At 53.9% G+C, this 17,235-nt stretch carries 19 protein-coding genes; 12 read left to right on the forward strand and 7 right to left on the reverse strand.

Features of this window, described 5'->3' with window-relative positions; genetic code table 11:
- The first annotated feature begins 35 nt into the window (after positions 1–35).
- Complete coding sequence (locus THEAM_RS01555) at positions 36–563, forward strand: S-adenosylmethionine decarboxylase family protein (RefSeq protein WP_013537063.1); 528 nt, start codon at positions 36–38, stop codon at positions 561–563.
- On the opposite strand, the gene rsmI is transcribed toward THEAM_RS01555, so the two are convergent.
- Complete coding sequence (gene rsmI, locus THEAM_RS01560) at positions 549–1,388, reverse strand: 16S rRNA (cytidine(1402)-2'-O)-methyltransferase (protein WP_013537064.1); 840 nt, start codon at positions 1,386–1,388, stop codon at positions 549–551. The genes THEAM_RS01555 and rsmI overlap by 15 nt on opposite strands.
- A complete protein-coding gene (locus tag THEAM_RS01565) occupies positions 1,367–1,747 on the reverse strand; it encodes a Rid family detoxifying hydrolase (RefSeq protein ID WP_013537065.1) in 381 nt (126 codons plus the stop codon). The genes rsmI and THEAM_RS01565 overlap by 22 nt, the downstream gene beginning before the upstream one ends.
- A 153-nt stretch (positions 1,748–1,900) precedes the next feature.
- Here THEAM_RS01565 and THEAM_RS01570 point away from each other — a divergent pair, with 153 nt between their 5' ends.
- Genes THEAM_RS01570 through THEAM_RS09365 form a run of 5 tightly spaced genes read left to right on the forward strand, consistent with a single transcriptional unit; the run spans position 1,901 to position 7,196 of the window.
- Positions 1,901–2,215, forward strand: a complete 315-nt coding sequence (locus THEAM_RS01570) for an ArsR/SmtB family transcription factor (protein WP_013537066.1) — start codon at positions 1,901–1,903, stop codon at positions 2,213–2,215.
- A 3-nt stretch (positions 2,216–2,218) separates the two neighbouring features.
- Entirely contained in the window at positions 2,219–3,058 is an 840-nt protein-coding gene (accD, locus tag THEAM_RS01575) for an acetyl-CoA carboxylase, carboxyltransferase subunit beta (RefSeq protein WP_013537067.1), read from the forward strand.
- A gap of 1 nt (position 3,059) precedes the next feature.
- Entirely contained in the window at positions 3,060–3,299 is a 240-nt protein-coding gene (locus tag THEAM_RS01580) for a hypothetical protein (protein WP_013537068.1), read from the forward strand.
- An 8-nt stretch (positions 3,300–3,307) separates the two neighbouring features.
- The gene (gene mfd, locus THEAM_RS01585; RefSeq protein ID WP_013537069.1) at positions 3,308–6,484 is read left to right on the forward strand and encodes a transcription-repair coupling factor; all 3,177 of its coding nucleotides are present in this window, start codon (positions 3,308–3,310) and stop codon (positions 6,482–6,484) included.
- A 1-nt stretch (position 6,485) separates the two neighbouring features.
- The gene (locus THEAM_RS09365) at positions 6,486–7,196 is read left to right on the forward strand and encodes an ankyrin repeat domain-containing protein (RefSeq protein ID WP_013537070.1); all 711 of its coding nucleotides are present in this window, start codon (positions 6,486–6,488) and stop codon (positions 7,194–7,196) included.
- Positions 7,197–7,204: 8 nt separating this feature from the next.
- On the opposite strand, the gene THEAM_RS01595 is transcribed toward THEAM_RS09365, so the two are convergent.
- Positions 7,205–7,699: a DUF1439 domain-containing protein gene (locus THEAM_RS01595; protein WP_013537071.1), complete on the reverse strand. Its 495-nt coding sequence runs from the start codon at positions 7,697–7,699 to the stop codon at positions 7,205–7,207.
- A gap of 77 nt (positions 7,700–7,776) precedes the next feature.
- Between THEAM_RS01595 and THEAM_RS01600 the strand changes: the two genes are divergently transcribed.
- From THEAM_RS01600 to THEAM_RS01615, 4 genes are all read left to right on the forward strand, one after another.
- Complete coding sequence (locus THEAM_RS01600) at positions 7,777–8,925, forward strand: hypothetical protein (protein WP_013537072.1); 1,149 nt, start codon at positions 7,777–7,779, stop codon at positions 8,923–8,925.
- A 53-nt stretch (positions 8,926–8,978) separates the two neighbouring features.
- Complete coding sequence (pstS, locus tag THEAM_RS01605) at positions 8,979–10,055, forward strand: phosphate ABC transporter substrate-binding protein PstS (RefSeq protein ID WP_013537073.1); 1,077 nt, start codon at positions 8,979–8,981, stop codon at positions 10,053–10,055.
- Positions 10,056–10,262: 207 nt separating this feature from the next.
- Positions 10,263–13,073 (forward strand): excinuclease ABC subunit UvrA, encoded by a 2,811-nt coding sequence (gene uvrA / locus THEAM_RS01610; protein ID WP_013537074.1) that lies wholly within the window; start codon positions 10,263–10,265, stop codon positions 13,071–13,073.
- 57 nt (positions 13,074–13,130) lie between these two features.
- Positions 13,131–13,487, forward strand: coding sequence for a DsrE/DsrF/TusD sulfur relay family protein (locus THEAM_RS01615; protein ID WP_013537075.1), 357 nt, complete (start codon positions 13,131–13,133; stop codon positions 13,485–13,487).
- Between the two features lie 28 nt (positions 13,488–13,515).
- On the opposite strand, the gene THEAM_RS01620 is transcribed toward THEAM_RS01615, so the two are convergent.
- Positions 13,516–14,244 (reverse strand): C-GCAxxG-C-C family protein, encoded by a 729-nt coding sequence (locus tag THEAM_RS01620; protein WP_013537076.1) that lies wholly within the window; start codon positions 14,242–14,244, stop codon positions 13,516–13,518.
- Positions 14,245–14,324: 80 nt separating this feature from the next.
- Between THEAM_RS01620 and THEAM_RS01625 the strand changes: the two genes are divergently transcribed.
- Together THEAM_RS01625 and THEAM_RS01630 are read left to right on the forward strand one after the other, a co-directional pair.
- Entirely contained in the window at positions 14,325–15,068 is a 744-nt protein-coding gene (locus tag THEAM_RS01625) for a TrmB family transcriptional regulator (RefSeq protein WP_013537077.1), read from the forward strand.
- 35 nt (positions 15,069–15,103) lie between these two features.
- Positions 15,104–16,132, forward strand: coding sequence for a 4Fe-4S binding protein (locus THEAM_RS01630; RefSeq protein ID WP_013537078.1), 1,029 nt, complete (start codon positions 15,104–15,106; stop codon positions 16,130–16,132).
- A 2-nt stretch (positions 16,133–16,134) separates the two neighbouring features.
- On the opposite strand, the gene THEAM_RS01635 is transcribed toward THEAM_RS01630, so the two are convergent.
- The 3 genes from THEAM_RS01635 to THEAM_RS01645 are packed head-to-tail and all read right to left on the reverse strand — an operon-like array spanning position 16,135 to position 17,216.
- Entirely contained in the window at positions 16,135–16,482 is a 348-nt protein-coding gene (locus THEAM_RS01635; protein WP_013537079.1) for a glycine zipper domain-containing protein, read from the reverse strand.
- Positions 16,457–16,792: a SpoVG family protein gene (locus tag THEAM_RS01640; protein ID WP_013537080.1), complete on the reverse strand. Its 336-nt coding sequence runs from the start codon at positions 16,790–16,792 to the stop codon at positions 16,457–16,459. Before THEAM_RS01640 ends, THEAM_RS01635 begins: the two co-directional genes overlap by 26 nt.
- Positions 16,782–17,216, reverse strand: coding sequence for an antitoxin AF2212-like protein (locus THEAM_RS01645; protein ID WP_013537081.1), 435 nt, complete (start codon positions 17,214–17,216; stop codon positions 16,782–16,784). Before THEAM_RS01645 ends, THEAM_RS01640 begins: the two co-directional genes overlap by 11 nt.
- Positions 17,217–17,235 lie beyond the last annotated feature (19 nt).

A 17,235-nucleotide genomic window follows, 5' to 3' on the forward strand; every position in this document is an offset into this window, starting at 1 on the left:
CCAGCGGCCGTGGGCCCAACTTAAGGAGGTAGGCCATGGAGTTTGTCGGAAGACACATTATGATGGACGCAACCGTAAGCGACATAAGCCGTATTAACGCAATTCAGCCGGTTTACGACTACATGGAGGAGCTGGCCAGGAAGCTCGATATGACCCTGGTCTACCCTCCTATTGTGGCCCGTTTCCCCTTTGCCCAGTCGGAGCTTGAGCAGTTCGTAAAGAAGCTCTCGGAGGAGAACGTTAAGAGCAGGACTCTCGAGTTTATGGAGGAGACCCTCAAGAGGAGGGCTACCGAAGACAGCGGCGTTTCGGGAGTCTCCATCTGGCTCGAGAGCCACTGCACAATCCACACCTGGCCCGAGGAGAAGTTCTTCAGCCTCGACGCCTACTCCTGTAAAGACTTTGACCCTATGGTGGCCTTTGAGCTTACCGTTAAGTGGTTTAAGGTTGAGTACGCCTCCTTTGTAGACGTTGAGCGCTACATCGGAGGTCCGTGCATCATAAAGGCCTACGAGTACAAAGACGGCAAGCTCACCCCTTGTGAGCCCTCACTTGCCAAGTAACTTTAACCCCAACTTATAGAGCTCACCCTTGGGGCGGCCGGTTATCCTGGCCGCCTCCTTCGCAGCCTCCTTCAGTTTCATTCCCGACTCGAGCAGCTTCCTGAGGACCTCTTCCGGCTCCTCAACCCTCTCCCTACCGGGCGGAAAGAGTAAAACGAACTCCCCCTTTACCATTCCCCTCTCCCGCAGCTCCTTTAAAAGCTCTTCCGGTGTACCCTTCAGGAAGGCTTCGTTCACCTTCGTTATCTCTTTGAACAGGGCCACGGTTGCGTCGGGGTAGAGCTCCGACAGCAGCGTAAGGGTCTTCTCGAGGCGGTGGGGAGACTCGTAGGCAACCACCGTGTAGGGAAGCTCAACGGCTTCTTTCAGGGCCTCTTTTAGCTGCCCCTCCTTCCTCGGCAGGAAGCCTACAAACAGAAACCTGTCGGTGGGAAGGCCCGACGCAGATAGGGCCGCAGTTACCGCAGACGGCCCCGGAACGGGCGTAACCTCAATTCCCTCTTCCCGTGCCAGTTTAACAACCCTGTAGCCGGGGTCGCTTATGCAAGGGGTTCCGGCGTCGCTTACAAGGGCGCAGGACTCGCCCCCCTTCAGCCTCTCAACTATCTCCTTTGCCGCCTGCTCCTCGTTGTGCTCGTGGTAGCTGAGAAGCTCTTTCCCCTCTATGCCGTAGTGCTTAAGGAGTTTTCTCGTCTGCCGTGTATCCTCGCAGGCTATAAAGTCGCAGCCTTTAAGAACTTCCAGCGCCCGGAGCGTTATGTCCTTTAGGTTCCCTATGGGAGTTGCTACAACGTATAGCCTTCCTACCCCCTTACCGCTATACATTCCACCTCTACACTTGCCCCTGCCGGAAGCCCTTTTACCTCTACCACCGCCCGCGTCGGCAGAACGGGGCAGCCCGAGAAGAACTCCCTGTAAACTTCGTTAAACTCTTTGAACCTACTTATGTCGGTTGTGTAAACGGTTACCTTTACTATGCTGCACCTGCTCCCTCCGGCCGCCTCAACAACGGCCTTCAGGTTGTTGAGTGCCTGAAGGGCCTCCTCCCTGAACTCCTCCTTGAGCTTTCCCGTTTTAGGGTCTATCCCCAGCTGGCCCGATACAAAAATTAGGTTTCCGTAGAGGATTCCCTGGCTGTAGGGCCCAAGGGGAAGAGGGGCTTTGTCGGTTTTTATTACCTTCATTGGAGCTCCGACGTGTTGAATTGAGACATAAATAATTATAGATTAATGCTCGCTAAATTTAAAGTTTTTATTCCACTTGTTTTATATTATTAATAGTTGCACAAAATTGAAGTTTACTATAAAATCTTTAGTAAAGATTCTGTGGGAGGCGGTATGGCGGAGAAGAAGGAGAACATTATCCTCGACGACGACAGGATTGAAGAGGGCGCTGAGTGCCTGAAGGCTCTGGCATCTCCTGTGAGGCTAAAAATCCTCTTTACGCTTAAAGACAAACCCATGTGCGTTACCGACCTTGAGCAGGAGCTCGGCATCTCCCAGTCTTCACTCTCTCAGCACCTGAGGACCCTGCGTTACAAGGGAATCGTTGCCAAAACCCGTAAGGGGAATAAAGTTTACTATACGATTTCTTCCGAGGCCTTCAGGGAGCTTCTGAACCTGCTCCCTCAGATAGCCTGCTTCAGGGGATAGTAGATGTTAGACCGGCTCTTTAAGAGGAGGCGTCCGGAGCAGAAAGGGCAGCTTCAGCTTCCCTCGGGTTTGTGGGTAAAGTGTGAGGAGTGTAAGGCTCTCCTCTTTAAGGGGGAGCTTGAGAACGCCCAGTGGGTCTGTCCTAAGTGCGGCTACCACTTTCCGGTGCCGGCAAGGGACAGGCTCTACATGCTGTTTGACAACGGGGACTTTCAGGAGCTTGACGCCGACCTTGAGCCGGTAGACTACCTCTCTTTTAAAGACCGTAAGCCCTACACTCAGCGGATAGAGGAAGCCCAGAAGAAAACGGGCCTTAAAGACTCCGTTGTTAACGCCAGGGGCAGAATAGACGGTAAAGAGGCCCTTGTAAGCTGCTTCGATTTCCGGTTTATGGGCGGCAGTATGGGCTCGGTGGCCGGCGAGAAGGTAACGAGAAACATAGAAAGGGCTGCCGAAGAGGGTATCCCCTTCATCTGCATCACCGCCTCCGGCGGGGCGAGGATGCAGGAGGGGATAATCTCCCTTATGCAGATGGCTAAAACCTCGGCGGCCCTTGCACGTCTTGAGGAAAGGGGGGTGCCTTTTATATCGGTCCTCACCCATCCAACAATGGGTGGGGTGTCGGCAAGCTTTGCCTTTCTTGGAGACGTGATTATTGCAGAGCCTAAGGCTCTTATAGGTTTCGCCGGCCCCCGAGTTATTGAACAGACGATAAGACAGAAGCTCCCCAAAGGGTTCCAGAGGGCGGAGTTCCTCCTGGAGCACGGCCTTATAGATATGGTTGTGGAGAGGCCGAAGCTGAAGGGAGTTCTCTCTAAGCTGATAACTCTTCTCGGAGGCTAAGGTGGCTTCTACCAAGGCGGAGAGACTTGCAAGGACAATCGTTGCAGACTTTTTCCTCTACAACCAGGATAAGATAGATAAGGGCCTTTTGAACGATAACCTCTTTGAGCTCCTTAAGGGCGAGATAGAGGACTCCGTTGCCTTCTACAAGGAGAACGCAGGCGGAAACCTTACCCTCTTTTGGGATAACCTCTTCAACAAGCTCATGCAGAGAGAAGCGAAACTCCTGGAGAGCCGTTAAAGGTTTAGATGTTTGACAGGGCTTTAAAGGTTCTTTCCGGCCAGCTCAAAGAGGGGACGGCAAAGGCCTCCTCCCTTCCGGGAGCTTCAAAAGCCCTCGTTCTGAAGAAACTGAAGAAGCTCGTTGCCCCGAGCTTCGTGGTTGTTCCCACCCCTCAGCTTGCAGACGCATTTGCCCAAGATTTAAACAGGTTGGGCGTTAGGGCCCTCTTCCTGCCTCCCCTCGACGTTCTCCCGCTGGACCTCTCCTCTCCCCTGGCAAGGAGCCAGTACTTGCGCCACAGGGCGCTGCTTGAGCTTTTAGAGGGGGAGTTTGACTACGTTGTCCTCACCCCCGAGTCCCTCTACAGGCGGGTTCTGCCTCCGGAGTTCCTGATAGAGCTCTCCCTTGAGTTTAAAAGGGGAGAAACCGCCGACGTTTCCGGCCTTCCCGAAAGGTTTATCGAGCTCGGCTTTAGGAGGGTTGACTCTGAGCCCGAGGAGCTTGAGTTCTCGTTGAAGGGCTCCAGCCTTGAGTTTGTGACTCCCCTCGGCGAGAGGGTTGTTGTTGAGTTCTTCGGCGACGAGGTAGAGGAGCTGAGCGTAAACGGCTCTCCTGCAGAGAGGTTTATTCTGCCTCCGGCCCTTGAGCTTCCCCAGAGCAGGGAGAGGCTTAAGGAGATTGAGAAGCTCTACCCAGAGCTGGTTGAGAGGCACCTGCTGTTGGGAGAGCTCAGCGGTGCAGAGAGGCTTCTGCCCGAGGTGGTTAAACTCGTTCCAGTTACCGAGTACACCGGTGAGCTTCCCCTCGTGGTTGTGGAGCCCGACCAGGTGAGGGCCGTTACCGACTCTTTCTTCTCCCAGGTGAGGGAGAACTACAAGCTCCTTGAGAGGGAAGGTATCCCCTCTGCCGCCCCCGAGGAGTTTGTGTGTGAGCTTGAGCTGCCCCAGAAGCTCTTCTTGTACGACAAGAAGGTGAAGAACGCCGTAGACTTCCAGCTTCAACCCCTGCCCTCGGTAGACGACGACAACCTAAAAGAGGTTTTAAAGGGCCTTTCCGGCTACAGGGTGACCCTTGTTTACCAAACGGAGACCCTGAGGGAGGAGGCAGAGAAGCTTGCGGCCGGCTACGGCGTTGAGCTGGAGCTCTTCAAGGGGGACTCAGCCGGAGGCTTCAGGCTCGATGTCTCAAAGAGGGCCTGGCTTACCGAGAGCCTCTTTGTTGCTCAAGCTCCTAAGAAGGAAGACGTTACGGCCCTTGAACCGGGAACCCTTGTTGTTCACAGGGATTACGGTATAGGAATTTTCCAGGGAATAGTAAGCAGGGAGATAGGAGGGAAAACTTACGACTTTATCGAGATTGAGTATGCCGGCGGCGAGAGGCTTTACGCTCCCTTTACCCAGATAGACCGCATCTACAGGTACACCGGCTACAGGGGGAAGACCCCCAAGCTCGACAAGCTGGGCGGAACCTCCTGGAAGAACCTTGAGAGGCGGGTAAAGGCCTCTCTGGTGAAGTTTGCAAAGGAGCTTGCCCAGCTCTACAAGGAGCGTAAGAGCGCCGTAGGCGAAAGGCTCAAGGGCGACGAGGCCCTCTTAAGGGAGTTCGAGAGGCGCTTCCCCTACAGGCTCACCCCGGACCAGTCGAAGGCCATAAGGGAAGTTTACAGGGATATGGAGTCGGAACGCCCGATGGACCGCCTCATCTGCGGCGACGTGGGCTTCGGGAAGACCGAGGTTGCCATGAGGGCCGCCATGAAGGCGGTAACGTCGGGTAAACAGGTTGCAGTTATAGCCCCTACTACCGTTCTTGCCGACCAGCACTACAGGACTTTCAGAAAGCGTTTTAAGGGCTTTCCCGTAAAAATAGAGATGCTCTCCCGTTTTAAGAGCAAGAAGGAGCAGAGGGAGATTCTCGAGAAGCTCAAAAGGGGCGAAGTGGACATAGTTATAGGAACCCACCGGTTAACCCAGGACGACGTTGAGTTTAAAGACCTGGGGCTTTTGATAATAGACGAAGAGCACCGCTTCGGCGTGAAGACCAAGGAGAAGCTGACTAAGCTGAAGTCTAACATAGACGTTCTCTACCTTTCGGCTACGCCCATCCCCAGAACCCTCTACTCTGCCCTTTCTGGCTTTAGGGATATCTCCCTCATAGAGACCCCTCCGGCGGGGAGGCGCGGAACCAAGGTTGTTGTTTCCCGCTACAGCGACGAGCTGTTTAAGGCGGCGATAGAGAGGGAGTTGGCCAGGGGCGGCCAGGTTTTCATAGTTCAGAACGACATCTCAAAGCTTGAGGAGATAAAGGAGAAGGTTGAGCGGCTCTTCCCGGGCGTTAAGGTGGGGGTTGTTCACGGTCAGATGAGGAGCTCCCAGATAGAAAAGGTTATGCACCAGTTCTTCGAGGGAGAGCTTCAGGTCCTTGTCTCTACGGCAATAGTTGAGTCGGGCCTTGACGTTCCCACGGCCAATACCCTGATAGTTATAGGGGCGGAAAGGTTCGGCCTTTCCCAGCTCTACCAGCTTAAAGGTAGGGTCGGCAGGGGCGTTGAGAAGGGTTACTGTTACCTGTTTACAACTCCCGGGGTGAAGCTTACAGCCGAGGCCGTTAAGAGGCTGGAGGCGATGAAGAAGCTCGCCCCCCTGGGGGGAGGTTTCCGGCTTGCCCTTAAAGACCTTGAGATAAGGGGTGCCGGCACGCTGCTCGGGCCCAAGCAGAGCGGTTTTGTAGAGTCTGTGGGGCTCGACCTTTACATGAAGCTCTTTGAAGAGGTGGCCAAGGAGCAGGAGGAGTCGGGAGACGTTAAGATAAACCTTCCCTACGAAGCCTTTATACCCGAAGACTTTGTGGAAGACCCGAAGGAGAAGCTCAAGCTCTACAGCCAGCTTGCCGCCTCTGCCAACCCCGACGAGCTCCTTGAGAAGTTGAAAGAGGTTAGGGGATACCTTCCAGACCCCCTCGTTAACCTGTTTAAGGTTATGAAGCTCAAGCGGATAGCCAAGGAGCTCGGGGTGAAGGAGGTAGCCATGGCCCCCTCCGGAAGGGTTATAATAGCTTTCGGCGATGAGGTTGCCGTGTCGCCCGAGCGCTTGGTGGAGTTTGTTAAGGAGAGCGGGGGAACTTTTACCCCCGACAGGAAGCTCTACATTCAGGTTAAAGACCTCGACGACCTTATCAATACCCTGTCTTCCTTAAAGGAGAGCTGATATGAGAAGAGCAGCTTTAGCAGCTTTTGCCGCTTTTGCCGTTTCTGCTACCGGAGCCTTTGCCGCTCAGCCTCCGGCAAAGCCTGTTAAGGAGGTGAAGCTCGACAGGCAGACAAAGAGGGAGTTCTTCCTCTCTCTAAGGAGCGGCGACTTTAAGAAAGCGGAAGAGCTCATTGCGTCGGGTAGAGTACCCGTAGACTACCGTAACAAGTTCGACCAAACTCCCCTCTACTACGCCGTAGACGCAGACAACGTTGAGTTCGCCAAGTTCCTTATAGAGCACGGTGCAAATGTGAACGCCACCGACTACTTCGGCCTCACCCCCTTACACGAGGCGGTCGTAAGGGGTAGCTATAGAGTTGCCAAGCTCCTTATAGAGCACGGTGCAAAGGTAAACGCCACCGATAAGTACGGCTACACCCCCCTTCACCTTACGGCCATTTACAACAGGCCCAGGCTTGCCAAGCTCTTAATAGAACACGGGGCAGATGTGAACGCTAAGGACAACTACGGGAACACTCCCCTCCACTACTGTGCCACTACCAAGGGGAGTGAAGCCGTTGCCAAGGTTCTCCTTGAAAACGGAGCAAACCCCAACGTTAAGAACAACAGGGGTAAAACTCCCCTCGACCTTGCAAACGAGAGTAAGAACTTTAAAGTTTCAAGGCTTATAGCCACCTACCTTGAGAAGGCCCAGTCTAAGGGGAAGTAGCCGGCAGGCTACATCCCCAGTTTTATCAGGAGTTTGCCGTTCTTCACCTCTACTCCTTTTACCAGCTTCGCCTTTGAGCCTTTAATTGTATAAACGGGAATTCTGTAGAGCTTCTCCCCCAGCAGCCGTTCTATGAGGCTGCTCCACTTCCGGGCGTTAAACTCCTTTCCGCCGAGCTTAATGCCCTTAACTTCAAGCCCGGTAAGGTAAACGGTTGCACTCTTCGGGTCGTACTCGAAGCGGCCTATGGCGTCCAGGCTTCCCTTTATCTTCTTCACTCCCGCCAGGTTCAGCACGTAGCTCAGTTTAACTTCTCCCCTGTTGCCGTTGAGGAGGTTAACTTGGGGGTTCTTTAGAACTACCTCTGCAAGCGAGTAGCGCTTTTTAACGGGGAAAACCTTTTTTACTTTGGCGTTAACCTCCGTTTGCGGAACCGTTAGCGTGTAGCTGACGCAGGATGCGAGAATCAGCAGGGAGCTTAAAAGGGGAATAAACCTCTTCATTGCCCCTCCCTTTAACAAATTCTTAACTCCTTTGGTAATAAACTCTACGGTAACACAGTATACAACGGGAGGAGCCGATGAGAAAACTGCTTTTGGGGGCTTTGGTTGCCCTACTTTCGGGCGGAGCCGCAAGCGGAGCGACTATTCTCATCAACGGCGTGCCTGTGAGCAAGCTCTACGTAGACAGTGAAGGTAGGCTCTACCTTACTCCGGGGCCTGGCAGGAAGCCCGTTGAGATTTCCATTCCCAAGAGCACCGTTTCGCCCTCTACGCCCGTTGTCACGTCGGATAGGAAGCTGAAGGTTGGGGGAACGGCCTACATTCACTGGGACTACGACACCGAAAACTCTAAGGAGCATAACGCCTTTAAGATAACAAGGAACTACGTTGAGCTGAGGGGCTACTTCAACGGTAAAGACTACTTCAGGACAACCTTGGACGTTAAGCAGAGCGACGCCGTAGACAACGGCTCTTACGTTGTAAGGCTCAAGTACGCCTACGTTTACTTCCACCGTGTTCTGCCCCACACCGGGGTTGAGCTGGGTCTGGTTCACAGGCCCTGGATAGACTGGGAGGAGCACCATGCCTGGTTCCACAGGGACCTTGAGGAGACGCTTATAGAGAACAAGAGGGGTGCCCACCTTATGAACTCGGCAGACCTGGGTGCCGACTTTAAAGGCCACTACGGCATAGCTTCTTGGGAGTTCGGCCTGTTCAACGGCGAGGGTTACCACGGAGAGGAGGAGAGTTCCCACTTCGGAAAGTCCGTTGAGGCAAGGCTCTCTTTGAACCTCTTCAAGAACTTCTGGCTCTCGGGCCATACCGCCCACAACTTCGACTACAAGGGTCTGGGTATGGACAGGCACATCTACCAGGTTCACGCCGTTTACAACGGCCCCTACTTCCTTGTGGCGGGCCAGTACATCTGGGACAAGGACCACTACTACAGCGCCCCCGACGTGAAACAGAGGGGGTATTCCTTTAACGCCGACTTGAAGCTCAGGCCCTTTACTGGCGTTCCCGCCGGCCTGCTTGCCCGCTACGACCACTGGGACCCTAACACCGACCGCTCCAACGACGTGAAGAAGCACTACGTTGCCGGCGTTTACTATAGGCTCAACCACCACGTTAAGCTTACCGTTGCAGACGATAGGCTCATTGCGGGTTCCAACTCCGGTATGTCCGACGCAAACACCGTTATGGCGGTTGCGGAGGTTAAGTGGTAGGCCGATTTGTTTTGTGGTTTAATTACCGAAAAAGCCGATAGGAGGGAACTCTTATGTTAAAAGGGAAAAAAGCTGTTTTTGCCTTAATGCTACCTGCCGTTACCCTGGTTGCCGGCTGTTTCGGCGGTTCGGGCTCTAAAGAGAGCGGTAAGTCCGAAAGTGCCGGGCACAAAAGCTCCAAGGTGGTTATAAACGGTGCAGGTGCTACGTTCCCCTACCCGGTTTACGTGAACTGGGCCAAAGAGTACTACAAGGCTACAGGTATAAAGGTTAACTACCAGGGTATAGGCTCCGGCGGCGGAATCAGGCAGGTTACCGAGAGAACCGTTGATTTTGGCGGTTCCGACAAGATGCTCTCTCCGAAGGAGCTCGACAAGAGGCGCCTTTACCAGTTTCCGGCCATAGTTGGGGCGATTGTTGTTGTGTATAACCTGCCCGGCGTTGGCGACGGGGAGTTGAAGCTCTCCAACAAGACCGTTGCCGACATTTTCCTGGGTAAGGTGAAGTACTGGGACAACCCCGAGATTAAGTCGGATAACCCGGGTGTGAAGCTTTCCCACCAGCGTATAACCGTAATCCACAGGGCCGAAGGCTCCGGAACCACCTGGAACTTTACCTACTGGCTGAGCCAGGTTTCTCCGGAGTGGAAGGAAAAAGTGGGTTACGGCAAAGTTGTAAACTGGCCCACCGGAATAGGCGCAAAGGGTAACGCCGGTGTTACAAACTACGTTAAACAGACCCCGGGTGCCATAGGCTACGTTGAATACGCCTACAAGCTCCAGAACAACCTTGCGGCCGCTCAGCTTCAGACCAAGGAGGGCAACTTCGTGAAGCCCTCGGAGCAAGCCTTTAAAGCTGCGGCCTCCCACGCTTCCTGGACTATGAAGGACCACTTCTACCTGCCGGGTAACTTGCTCTTACAGCCTGGGAAGGAGAGCTGGCCCCTTACCGCCGCAAGTATGATTCTCCTCCCCAGGGAGAGGAAGGAGCGTAACAAGCTCGTTATTGAGTTCTTCGACTGGTCTTTCAAGCACGGAGACCCGATAGCCGTTAAACTCGGCTACGTTCCCCTTCCCGAGAAAACCAAGGAGATGGTCAGGGAGTACTGGAAGGAAGTGGTTCTCAAGTAGCATTTGCATATAGTAGAAGAGTCGAATGGGCCGCCTTCGGGCGGCCTTTCTTTTTTCGGGGAGGTGCCGGAGGGACGATGGGTAGAATTTAACTTATGTTTCAAATCAAAATAGTGCAAGTCTAATTTTCTAAATAGTTGTTGAAGTGTTGGAAACGGCTTCCCGGGCGTCTATTTTTTCCTGTTAAACCCTTTTGTTCGGGAGAGTATGAGCGGCAAGATTGTTGTAAGGGGAGCCAGGCAGCACAACCTGAAGAACGTAGACCTTGAGATTCCGAAAAACAGCCTTGTTGTTATAACGGGAGTTTCCGGTTCCGGGAAATCCTCTCTGGCCTTTGATACCCTCTACGCCGAGGGGCAGAGGCGTTACGTTGAGAGCCTTTCGGCCTACGCCAGGCAGTTCCTCGAGCTTATGGAGAAGCCCGATGTAGACTCCATAGAGGGACTCTCTCCGGCCATAGCCATCGACCAGAAAACGGTTTCTAAAAACCCCCGCTCAACTGTGGGAACTACAACCGAGATTCACGACTACCTCAGGCTCCTTTTTGCGAGGGTGGGAACGCCCTACTGTCCGGAGTGTAACGTTCCCGTTGAGCCCCAAACCGTAGAGTCTATTGTGGATAGGGTTCTGGAGCTTGAGGGTAAGAGGGTTCTCATTCTCTCGCCGGTTGTCAGGGAGCGGAAGGGAGAGCACAGGGAGCTCCTTGAGAGGCTCTTGAAGCAGGGATTCAGGCGTTTCCGGATTGACGGGAAGTTCTACAGGGCCGAAGAGGTTCTTTCTCTTAAGTTGGAGAAGAAGGTAAAGCACACCGTTGAGGTGGTTGTAGATAGGCTGAAGGTCTCCTCTAAGGATAAGACCCGCATAGCCGACTCTGTGGAGCTTGCAACGGCCCTTTCGGAGGGGCTCATTGTGGTTCACGACTACGATACCGGCGAGGAGAAGCTCTACTCCACGAGGAGTTCGTGTCCCATCTGCGGTTTCAGTTTTAAGGAGATATCACCCCGGCTCTTTTCGTTTAACAGCCCTCTGGGGGCGTGTCCCGAGTGCGGGGGGCTCGGTTTTAGGCTCGCAGTTGACCCGGAGCTCCTCATCGATTTCGAGAAGCCGCTCCTTTACGCCTTTGAGATAACCAAGTGGGCGAAGTTCGAGTACCTTATGGACCTTATAGAAACCGGCTGTGAGCAGTTGGGAATTTCACCCCTCACGCCGGTTAAGGAGCTCACCCGGGAGCAGCTTCACTTCCTCCTTTACTCTCCCAAGGGTTCGGTGCGGGTTTACAACACCGTTCCCTACAGCAGGGGAAACTACAGGCCCTACTACTTTGAGGGGATAGCCCGCCACCTTGAGCGGCGTTACAGGGAGACCGAGTCGGAAACCGTGAAGGAGTTGATAGAGCCCTACCTTACCGAGGTTGAGTGTGAAGCCTGTAAGGGGAAGAGGCTCAACCGGGAGGCCCTTTCGGTTTACGTTGGAGGTAGGAACATCGCCCAGGTTGAGTCTATGTCGGTCGGTGAGTGTTACGCCTTTATAGAGGGCCTGAAGTTTACGGGGCAGAAGGAGAAAATCGCCACCCCCATTCTGAAGGAGATAAAGAACAGGCTGAAGTTCCTTTTGGATGTGGGCCTCGATTACCTGACCCTCGATAGGAGAACCTCTACCCTCTCCGGAGGGGAGTCTCAGCGGATAAGGCTTGCAACTCAGGTGGGTTCAAGGCTTTCGGGTGTTCTCTACGTTCTCGACGAGCCCAGTATAGGGCTTCACCAGAGGGATAACAGGAGGCTGATAGAGACCCTTAAGGGTCTGAGGGATTTGGGGAATACCGTTGTGGTTGTTGAGCACGACCTTGAAACCATAGAGAGCGCCGACTTCATAGTTGACATGGGCCCCGGAGCCGGCCAGCACGGGGGTAGGGTGGTTGCCTGCGGCTCCCCGGAAGAGGTGAAGAAACACCCGGACTCCCTTACGGGTAAGTACCTTTCGGGGAAGCTATCGATAGAGGTGCCGAAAAAGCGCAGGAGGCCCGGGGAGCGGAAGCTCCGGGTTGTGGGGGCAAGGGAGCACAACTTAAAGAACATCACGGTTGAGTTCCCGTTGGGGCTGTTTATCTGCGTTACGGGTGTTTCCGGTTCGGGTAAGTCTACGCTCGTTAACGAGATTCTTTATAAGGCCCTTGCAAGGCACATCTACGGCAGTAAGGTTCACCCGGGAGAGCACGACCGTATAGAGGGGCTTGAGTACGTTGATAAGGTGGTTAGGGTGGACCAGTCTCCAATCGGCAGGACTCCTCGTTCCAACCCGGCCACCTACGTTGACGTTTTTACTCCCATAAGGGAGCTCTTTGCCTCAACTCCCGAGGCGCGGGCCAGGGGCTATAAGAAAGGACGTTTCTCTTTTAACGTTCCGGGCGGCAGGTGTGAGGCGTGTAAGGGGGAAGGGCTTATAAAGGTGGAGATGCACTTCCTCCCCGATATTTATGTGACTTGCGACGTTTGTGGGGGTAAGCGGTTTAACAGGGAGACCCTTGAGATTACCTATAAGGGTAAGAACATCTACGAAGTTCTGGAGATGACGGTTGAAGAGGCCATGGAGTTTTTCAAGAACCACCCGAAAATTTTTAACAAGCTGAAGACTTTGTACGATGTTGGCCTCGGCTACATAAAGCTCGGACAGCCGGCAACCACCCTCTCGGGAGGGGAAGCCCAGAGGGTAAAGCTTGCTAAGGAGCTCTCTAAGAGGGCTACGGGAAAAACGGTTTACATTCTCGATGAACCTACAACGGGGCTTCACATTCACGATGTTAAGAAGCTTATATCGGTTCTTCAGAGGCTCGTTGATAAGGGTAACACCGTTATTGTGATTGAGCACAACCTCGACCTTATAAAGTGTGCAGACTGGATAGTGGACCTGGGCCCCGAAGGGGGAGACAGGGGCGGAGAGGTTGTTGCCACCGGAACCCCCGAGGAGGTTGCAAAAACGAATACCTGGACCGGTAGGTTTTTAAGGGAGCTTCTCGGTTAACCTTTTTACCCGGGGCCTCCCTTAAAATAGGGGCTTAAACCGGTTTCGGAGGTTGGTATGAGGGTCTTGCTGATTCTGAACAGGCAGCCTTACGACGGCACCGATGTTACCTGGAATGCGCTGCGGCTTGCGGGAAAGCTCCTTGAAAAGGGAGCCGTTGTGAGGATTTTCCTGATGAACGATGCTGTTGACCTTGCAAGGGAGGAAACCGTTAAACCCGACTCCTACGACCAAGACCTTGTTGCGATGCTTAAGGAGCTGATTTCAAAGGGAGTTCCCGTTAAAGTGTGCGGAACCTGTATGGCCCGCTGCGGGATTCATAAGGGTAAGCCCTACTTTGAGGGGGCGGAGAAGGCCACGATGAACGACCTTGTTGAGTGGGTTCTCGACAGCGATAAGGTTCTGACCTTTTAACGGAAGGAGGGCTTTAAGCCCTCCTTCTTTAAGAGAGCTCTTTCATTGCCGCTTCGTGGCAGACGCGGCAGTCCATCTTAGTCTTCTGCCTTCCCTTTATCGGCTTGGGCTTGAAGCCCTCGAAGTGGTAGGCGTTCAGTAGCTCTACCGTTTTGGCCGCAACTGTGGCCGTTAGCCTTGCGCACCTTTCTGAGCGCTCTTTGCTGTTGTAGAGTATCGGCCTGCCGAAGAAGACCGAAGCCACCTGGCACCACCTCTGAACCGATACGTGGCACAGGGGAGAGTGGGCCACGCTCTTGGGAAACTTCTCAAGGCCCGGCTTGCAGACCGGCGGCTGGTAGGTGGGTAGCTGGGTGTTCTGGTACCACTCAAACAGGGTGTCTATCATCGGCTTGAAGTCTTTACAGGTAAGGTTAAAAATGGCGGCTGCGCCGTTTAGGGTTCCGCATACAGTTCCCCAGCCGGCTATACCGCCCCCGCCGTACCAGAACATAAGGGAGGGTATTCCCATGTAAGGGCCACCGACTTTCTCCTTGAGTGCGTCTATTATCGTTCTGAAAACGCCGTCGCAGCATTCGTGTTTGAAGTACTCGCTGTATGCCCTGTCTGCTATCTCTTTCGGGTCGAGTTTAACGTAGGGGAAGGGGAGCTTCGGGTCTTTTGTCTCTCCGAGTGCCGCCTTCAGGCCCGTAACACCCCCAACTGCAACCCCGAGTCCGGCTATGAGCCCCTTCTTGAGGAAGTCTCTCCTTTCCATGGTCCCTCCTTTTACCACTTTAAAGTGGTGAAATTTGGTTTAGTATAACATAGCAGAACTTCATCTGTTGGAGAGTGGGGTTGTCTCAGAGAGAGAGCTTCGAAGTAGAAGAGCTTCTAAAAGAATTCGGCCTCAACTCCTACGAGGCCCGCTGCTATCTTGCGCTCCTGAGGCTGGGTAAGGCACCCGCCTCAGAGGTTTCCAAAGTATCCTCTGTTCCGCCTCAGCGGGTTTACGACTCCCTTTCCTCCCTTGAGGATAAGGGTTTCGTTCAGGTTGTTAACTCCCGCCCCAAGCTCTACGTTCCCTTTCCCGTGAGGGAGGCCCTCCTGAACAGACTCTACCAACTGAAGCTCGAGTTTGAGCGGCGTGAGCGCTTCCTGAGGGGGTTGATAGAGGAGGTTGAGCGGCTCGTATCGAGGCAGGTTGAGTTTCCCTCGCCCTCCGGCGGTGAAGTTTTCACCATAGAGGGTGAAAAGGCGATAACTTCAACCGCCCTAAGGCTTATCTCCTCGGCCCGGGAGAGCGTGAAGGTGGCGGGCATCAGGCCGCTGTTCACATTCGGCTGCAGGGGGAACCTCGGCCGCTACCTGAAAGAGGGGGTTAAGGTTTTGGCCGTTGGCGTTTTCGATGAGCCGTGTAAGAGGGAGATATCGCGCTTAGGGGGCGTTTACGTTGAGAAGAAGGTGGACTGCAGTTACCTGCTTATAGTCGACGGCGGGAAGCTCCTATACGTTTACTCCGGCGGCAGGGGGCTGTTTACCGAGAACAAGGGGGTTGTTGCCCCGTTTCTTGCATATTTTGATAACTTGATTAATAATTAGATTGATTCAATTCTTAAACTCCGCTGGAGTGCCTGTTGAACGGTTCCCGCTTAAGACCCCTTTTCAGGAGGGCTGTTCAGGCTGCAGTCTTCGTTCTGATGGTGTGGGAGGTTTACCGCTTCTACCGCTTTGTCTACTACGGTGCTCCCAAGCCCGACGCTACCGACGCCTTCTGTCCGATAGTGGGCACCTTCGACATCATAATGAAACTGAAAACCGGAATTACCGACCCCTTCCACCCTGCCGCAATGGCTATTATCCTTGCCTCCGTGCTGACAACCCTCCTTGTGGGGAAGGTGTTCTGCTCCTACGTGTGCGTTGTCGGGACTTTCCTTGACCTCCTCACCGGCCTTAGGAAAAGGTTCATTAACCTAAAGGCCCTGAGCGGTTTAGGCAAGAGGCTTACCTCCTGGCGCTACTACGGCCTTTTGGACCTCCTTTTAAGAACTCCCAAGTTTTTAATTGCCGGCTGGTTTATCTACACTATGGTCCGGTTTCCCCCGCAGGTTATGGTCGCCATAGCCCAAACATCCAACGCCTCGGCAGATATCTCCCTCTTTAAGTGGTGGGTGGAGCTCCTCAAAGGTGAACACCCCCTTGCAGCAGCCGTTATGGCGCTGATTCTTCTCTTTTCCCTCTTTATCCCCCGCTTCTGGTGTAGGTACCTGTGTCCGCTGGGTGCCCTTTACGGGGTTTTCAACCTCTTTTCCCTGGTTAGGATTCGCCGCGACAGGTGTACCTGCAAGGGGTGCGGCTCGTGTAACGGCTGTTTCGTGGGGCTGAAACCTTCGAATATGGTTGAGTTTAACAACACCGAGTGTACGGCCTGTTTAGACTGCTCCGGCAAGTGCCCTACGGCCTCTATTGCCCCGGAGGTTCTCGGAAGGCGCTTCTCACCCCTTTTACACGCCCTTCTATCGGTGGCCCTCTTTTTCGGCTTTATAGGCCTCTTTATCCACTTGGGGCTGTGGCACTCTCAGGCGCCGAAGCACCTCCTTGCCCTCTTCCTCTACCGTAACGGCTTTGTGACTCCGTGGGTGAAAGAGACCCTCGGCCCGATGTAGCCCTACTTAACAGAGGGGGCCGGTTGGCTGTCTACGGTGTACCAGTCTTCGTGGACGTGGATTACCCTGCCGTCTTTCGTCTTTATTTCGTAGTCGCTCTGGGCGCTTACTGTGTGGGTGCTCTCCCTGTCGCTTCCGAAAACGTAGCCGAGAATTCCCCCGGCAACGGCGCCGTATAGGGCTGCATCTTTTGCCGGCGACTTGTAGTGTTTGTGGGTTGCGGCCCCTATTGCGGCTCCCCCTAAGGCTCCGAGCAGGGCTGCGTCCTCTTTTGAGAGGGTGGTGTCGGTGCCGCAGCCGGCGGTTGCCAGAAGGGCCAGCCCGCTAAGGGTTAATATCAACTTCCTCATCGTACCTCTCCATAATCCGCTTAAACTCATCAAGGACCTTACGCCTTATGTGGGCGTAAAGCTCCTTGCTGAGCGGCTCTACAACCGGGATAAACTCCCCGGTTCGGCTCTTCTTGGAGGGCATCTGTATGAAGTAGCCCTTATTTGAATATATGATTTTTATATCCTTTATCTGCAGGATATCGTTAATCTTCACAGTTGCCACCGCCTTTACGCTACCGCCTATTCCCGTAAGGTCGAAAGGGTAGATTTTTACCTCTGTAACCTCGAGTCCGCCTACCGGCAAGCGCTCTATCTCTTTACGGTTCATCTACCTTAACTCCCGAAGTGATTTCAGAGTAGATGGGAGAGTTGAGCTCCTGCCACCTCTTGAGCCTTCGGGTGGAGATAACCTGAATCGGCAGGTAGGTGCCCGTCTCCTCAAACACCTTTATCCCTTTTTCCATTACGGGTTTTACCGCCTCCCTTTCGTTCTCCACTATTACAAAGAGCTCCACCTCTCCTTCCCTTACAACGGCCCTCACTTCCCTGTGGGGAAGGGACCTCAGTAGTTGGGAGAGCCTTCTGACCGCCCGCTTTTTCTCCTCCGGAACGGCCAGTTTGTCCCACCACCGGGGTCTTTCCGCCTCCCCTTCCTCTGCAAACACCACTATCGCTTCCGTTCCCTCTTTGGGGTTACAGGGCTCTAACGGAACGAAGACTCCGTTTCGGAATACCGCTTTAACGCTTTTCACCGTTTCCTCCGTAAGGGTT

The sequence above is a fragment of the Thermovibrio ammonificans HB-1 genome, from assembly GCF_000185805.1.
Taxonomy (GTDB): Bacteria; Aquificota; Aquificia; order Desulfurobacteriales; family Desulfurobacteriaceae; genus Thermovibrio; species Thermovibrio ammonificans.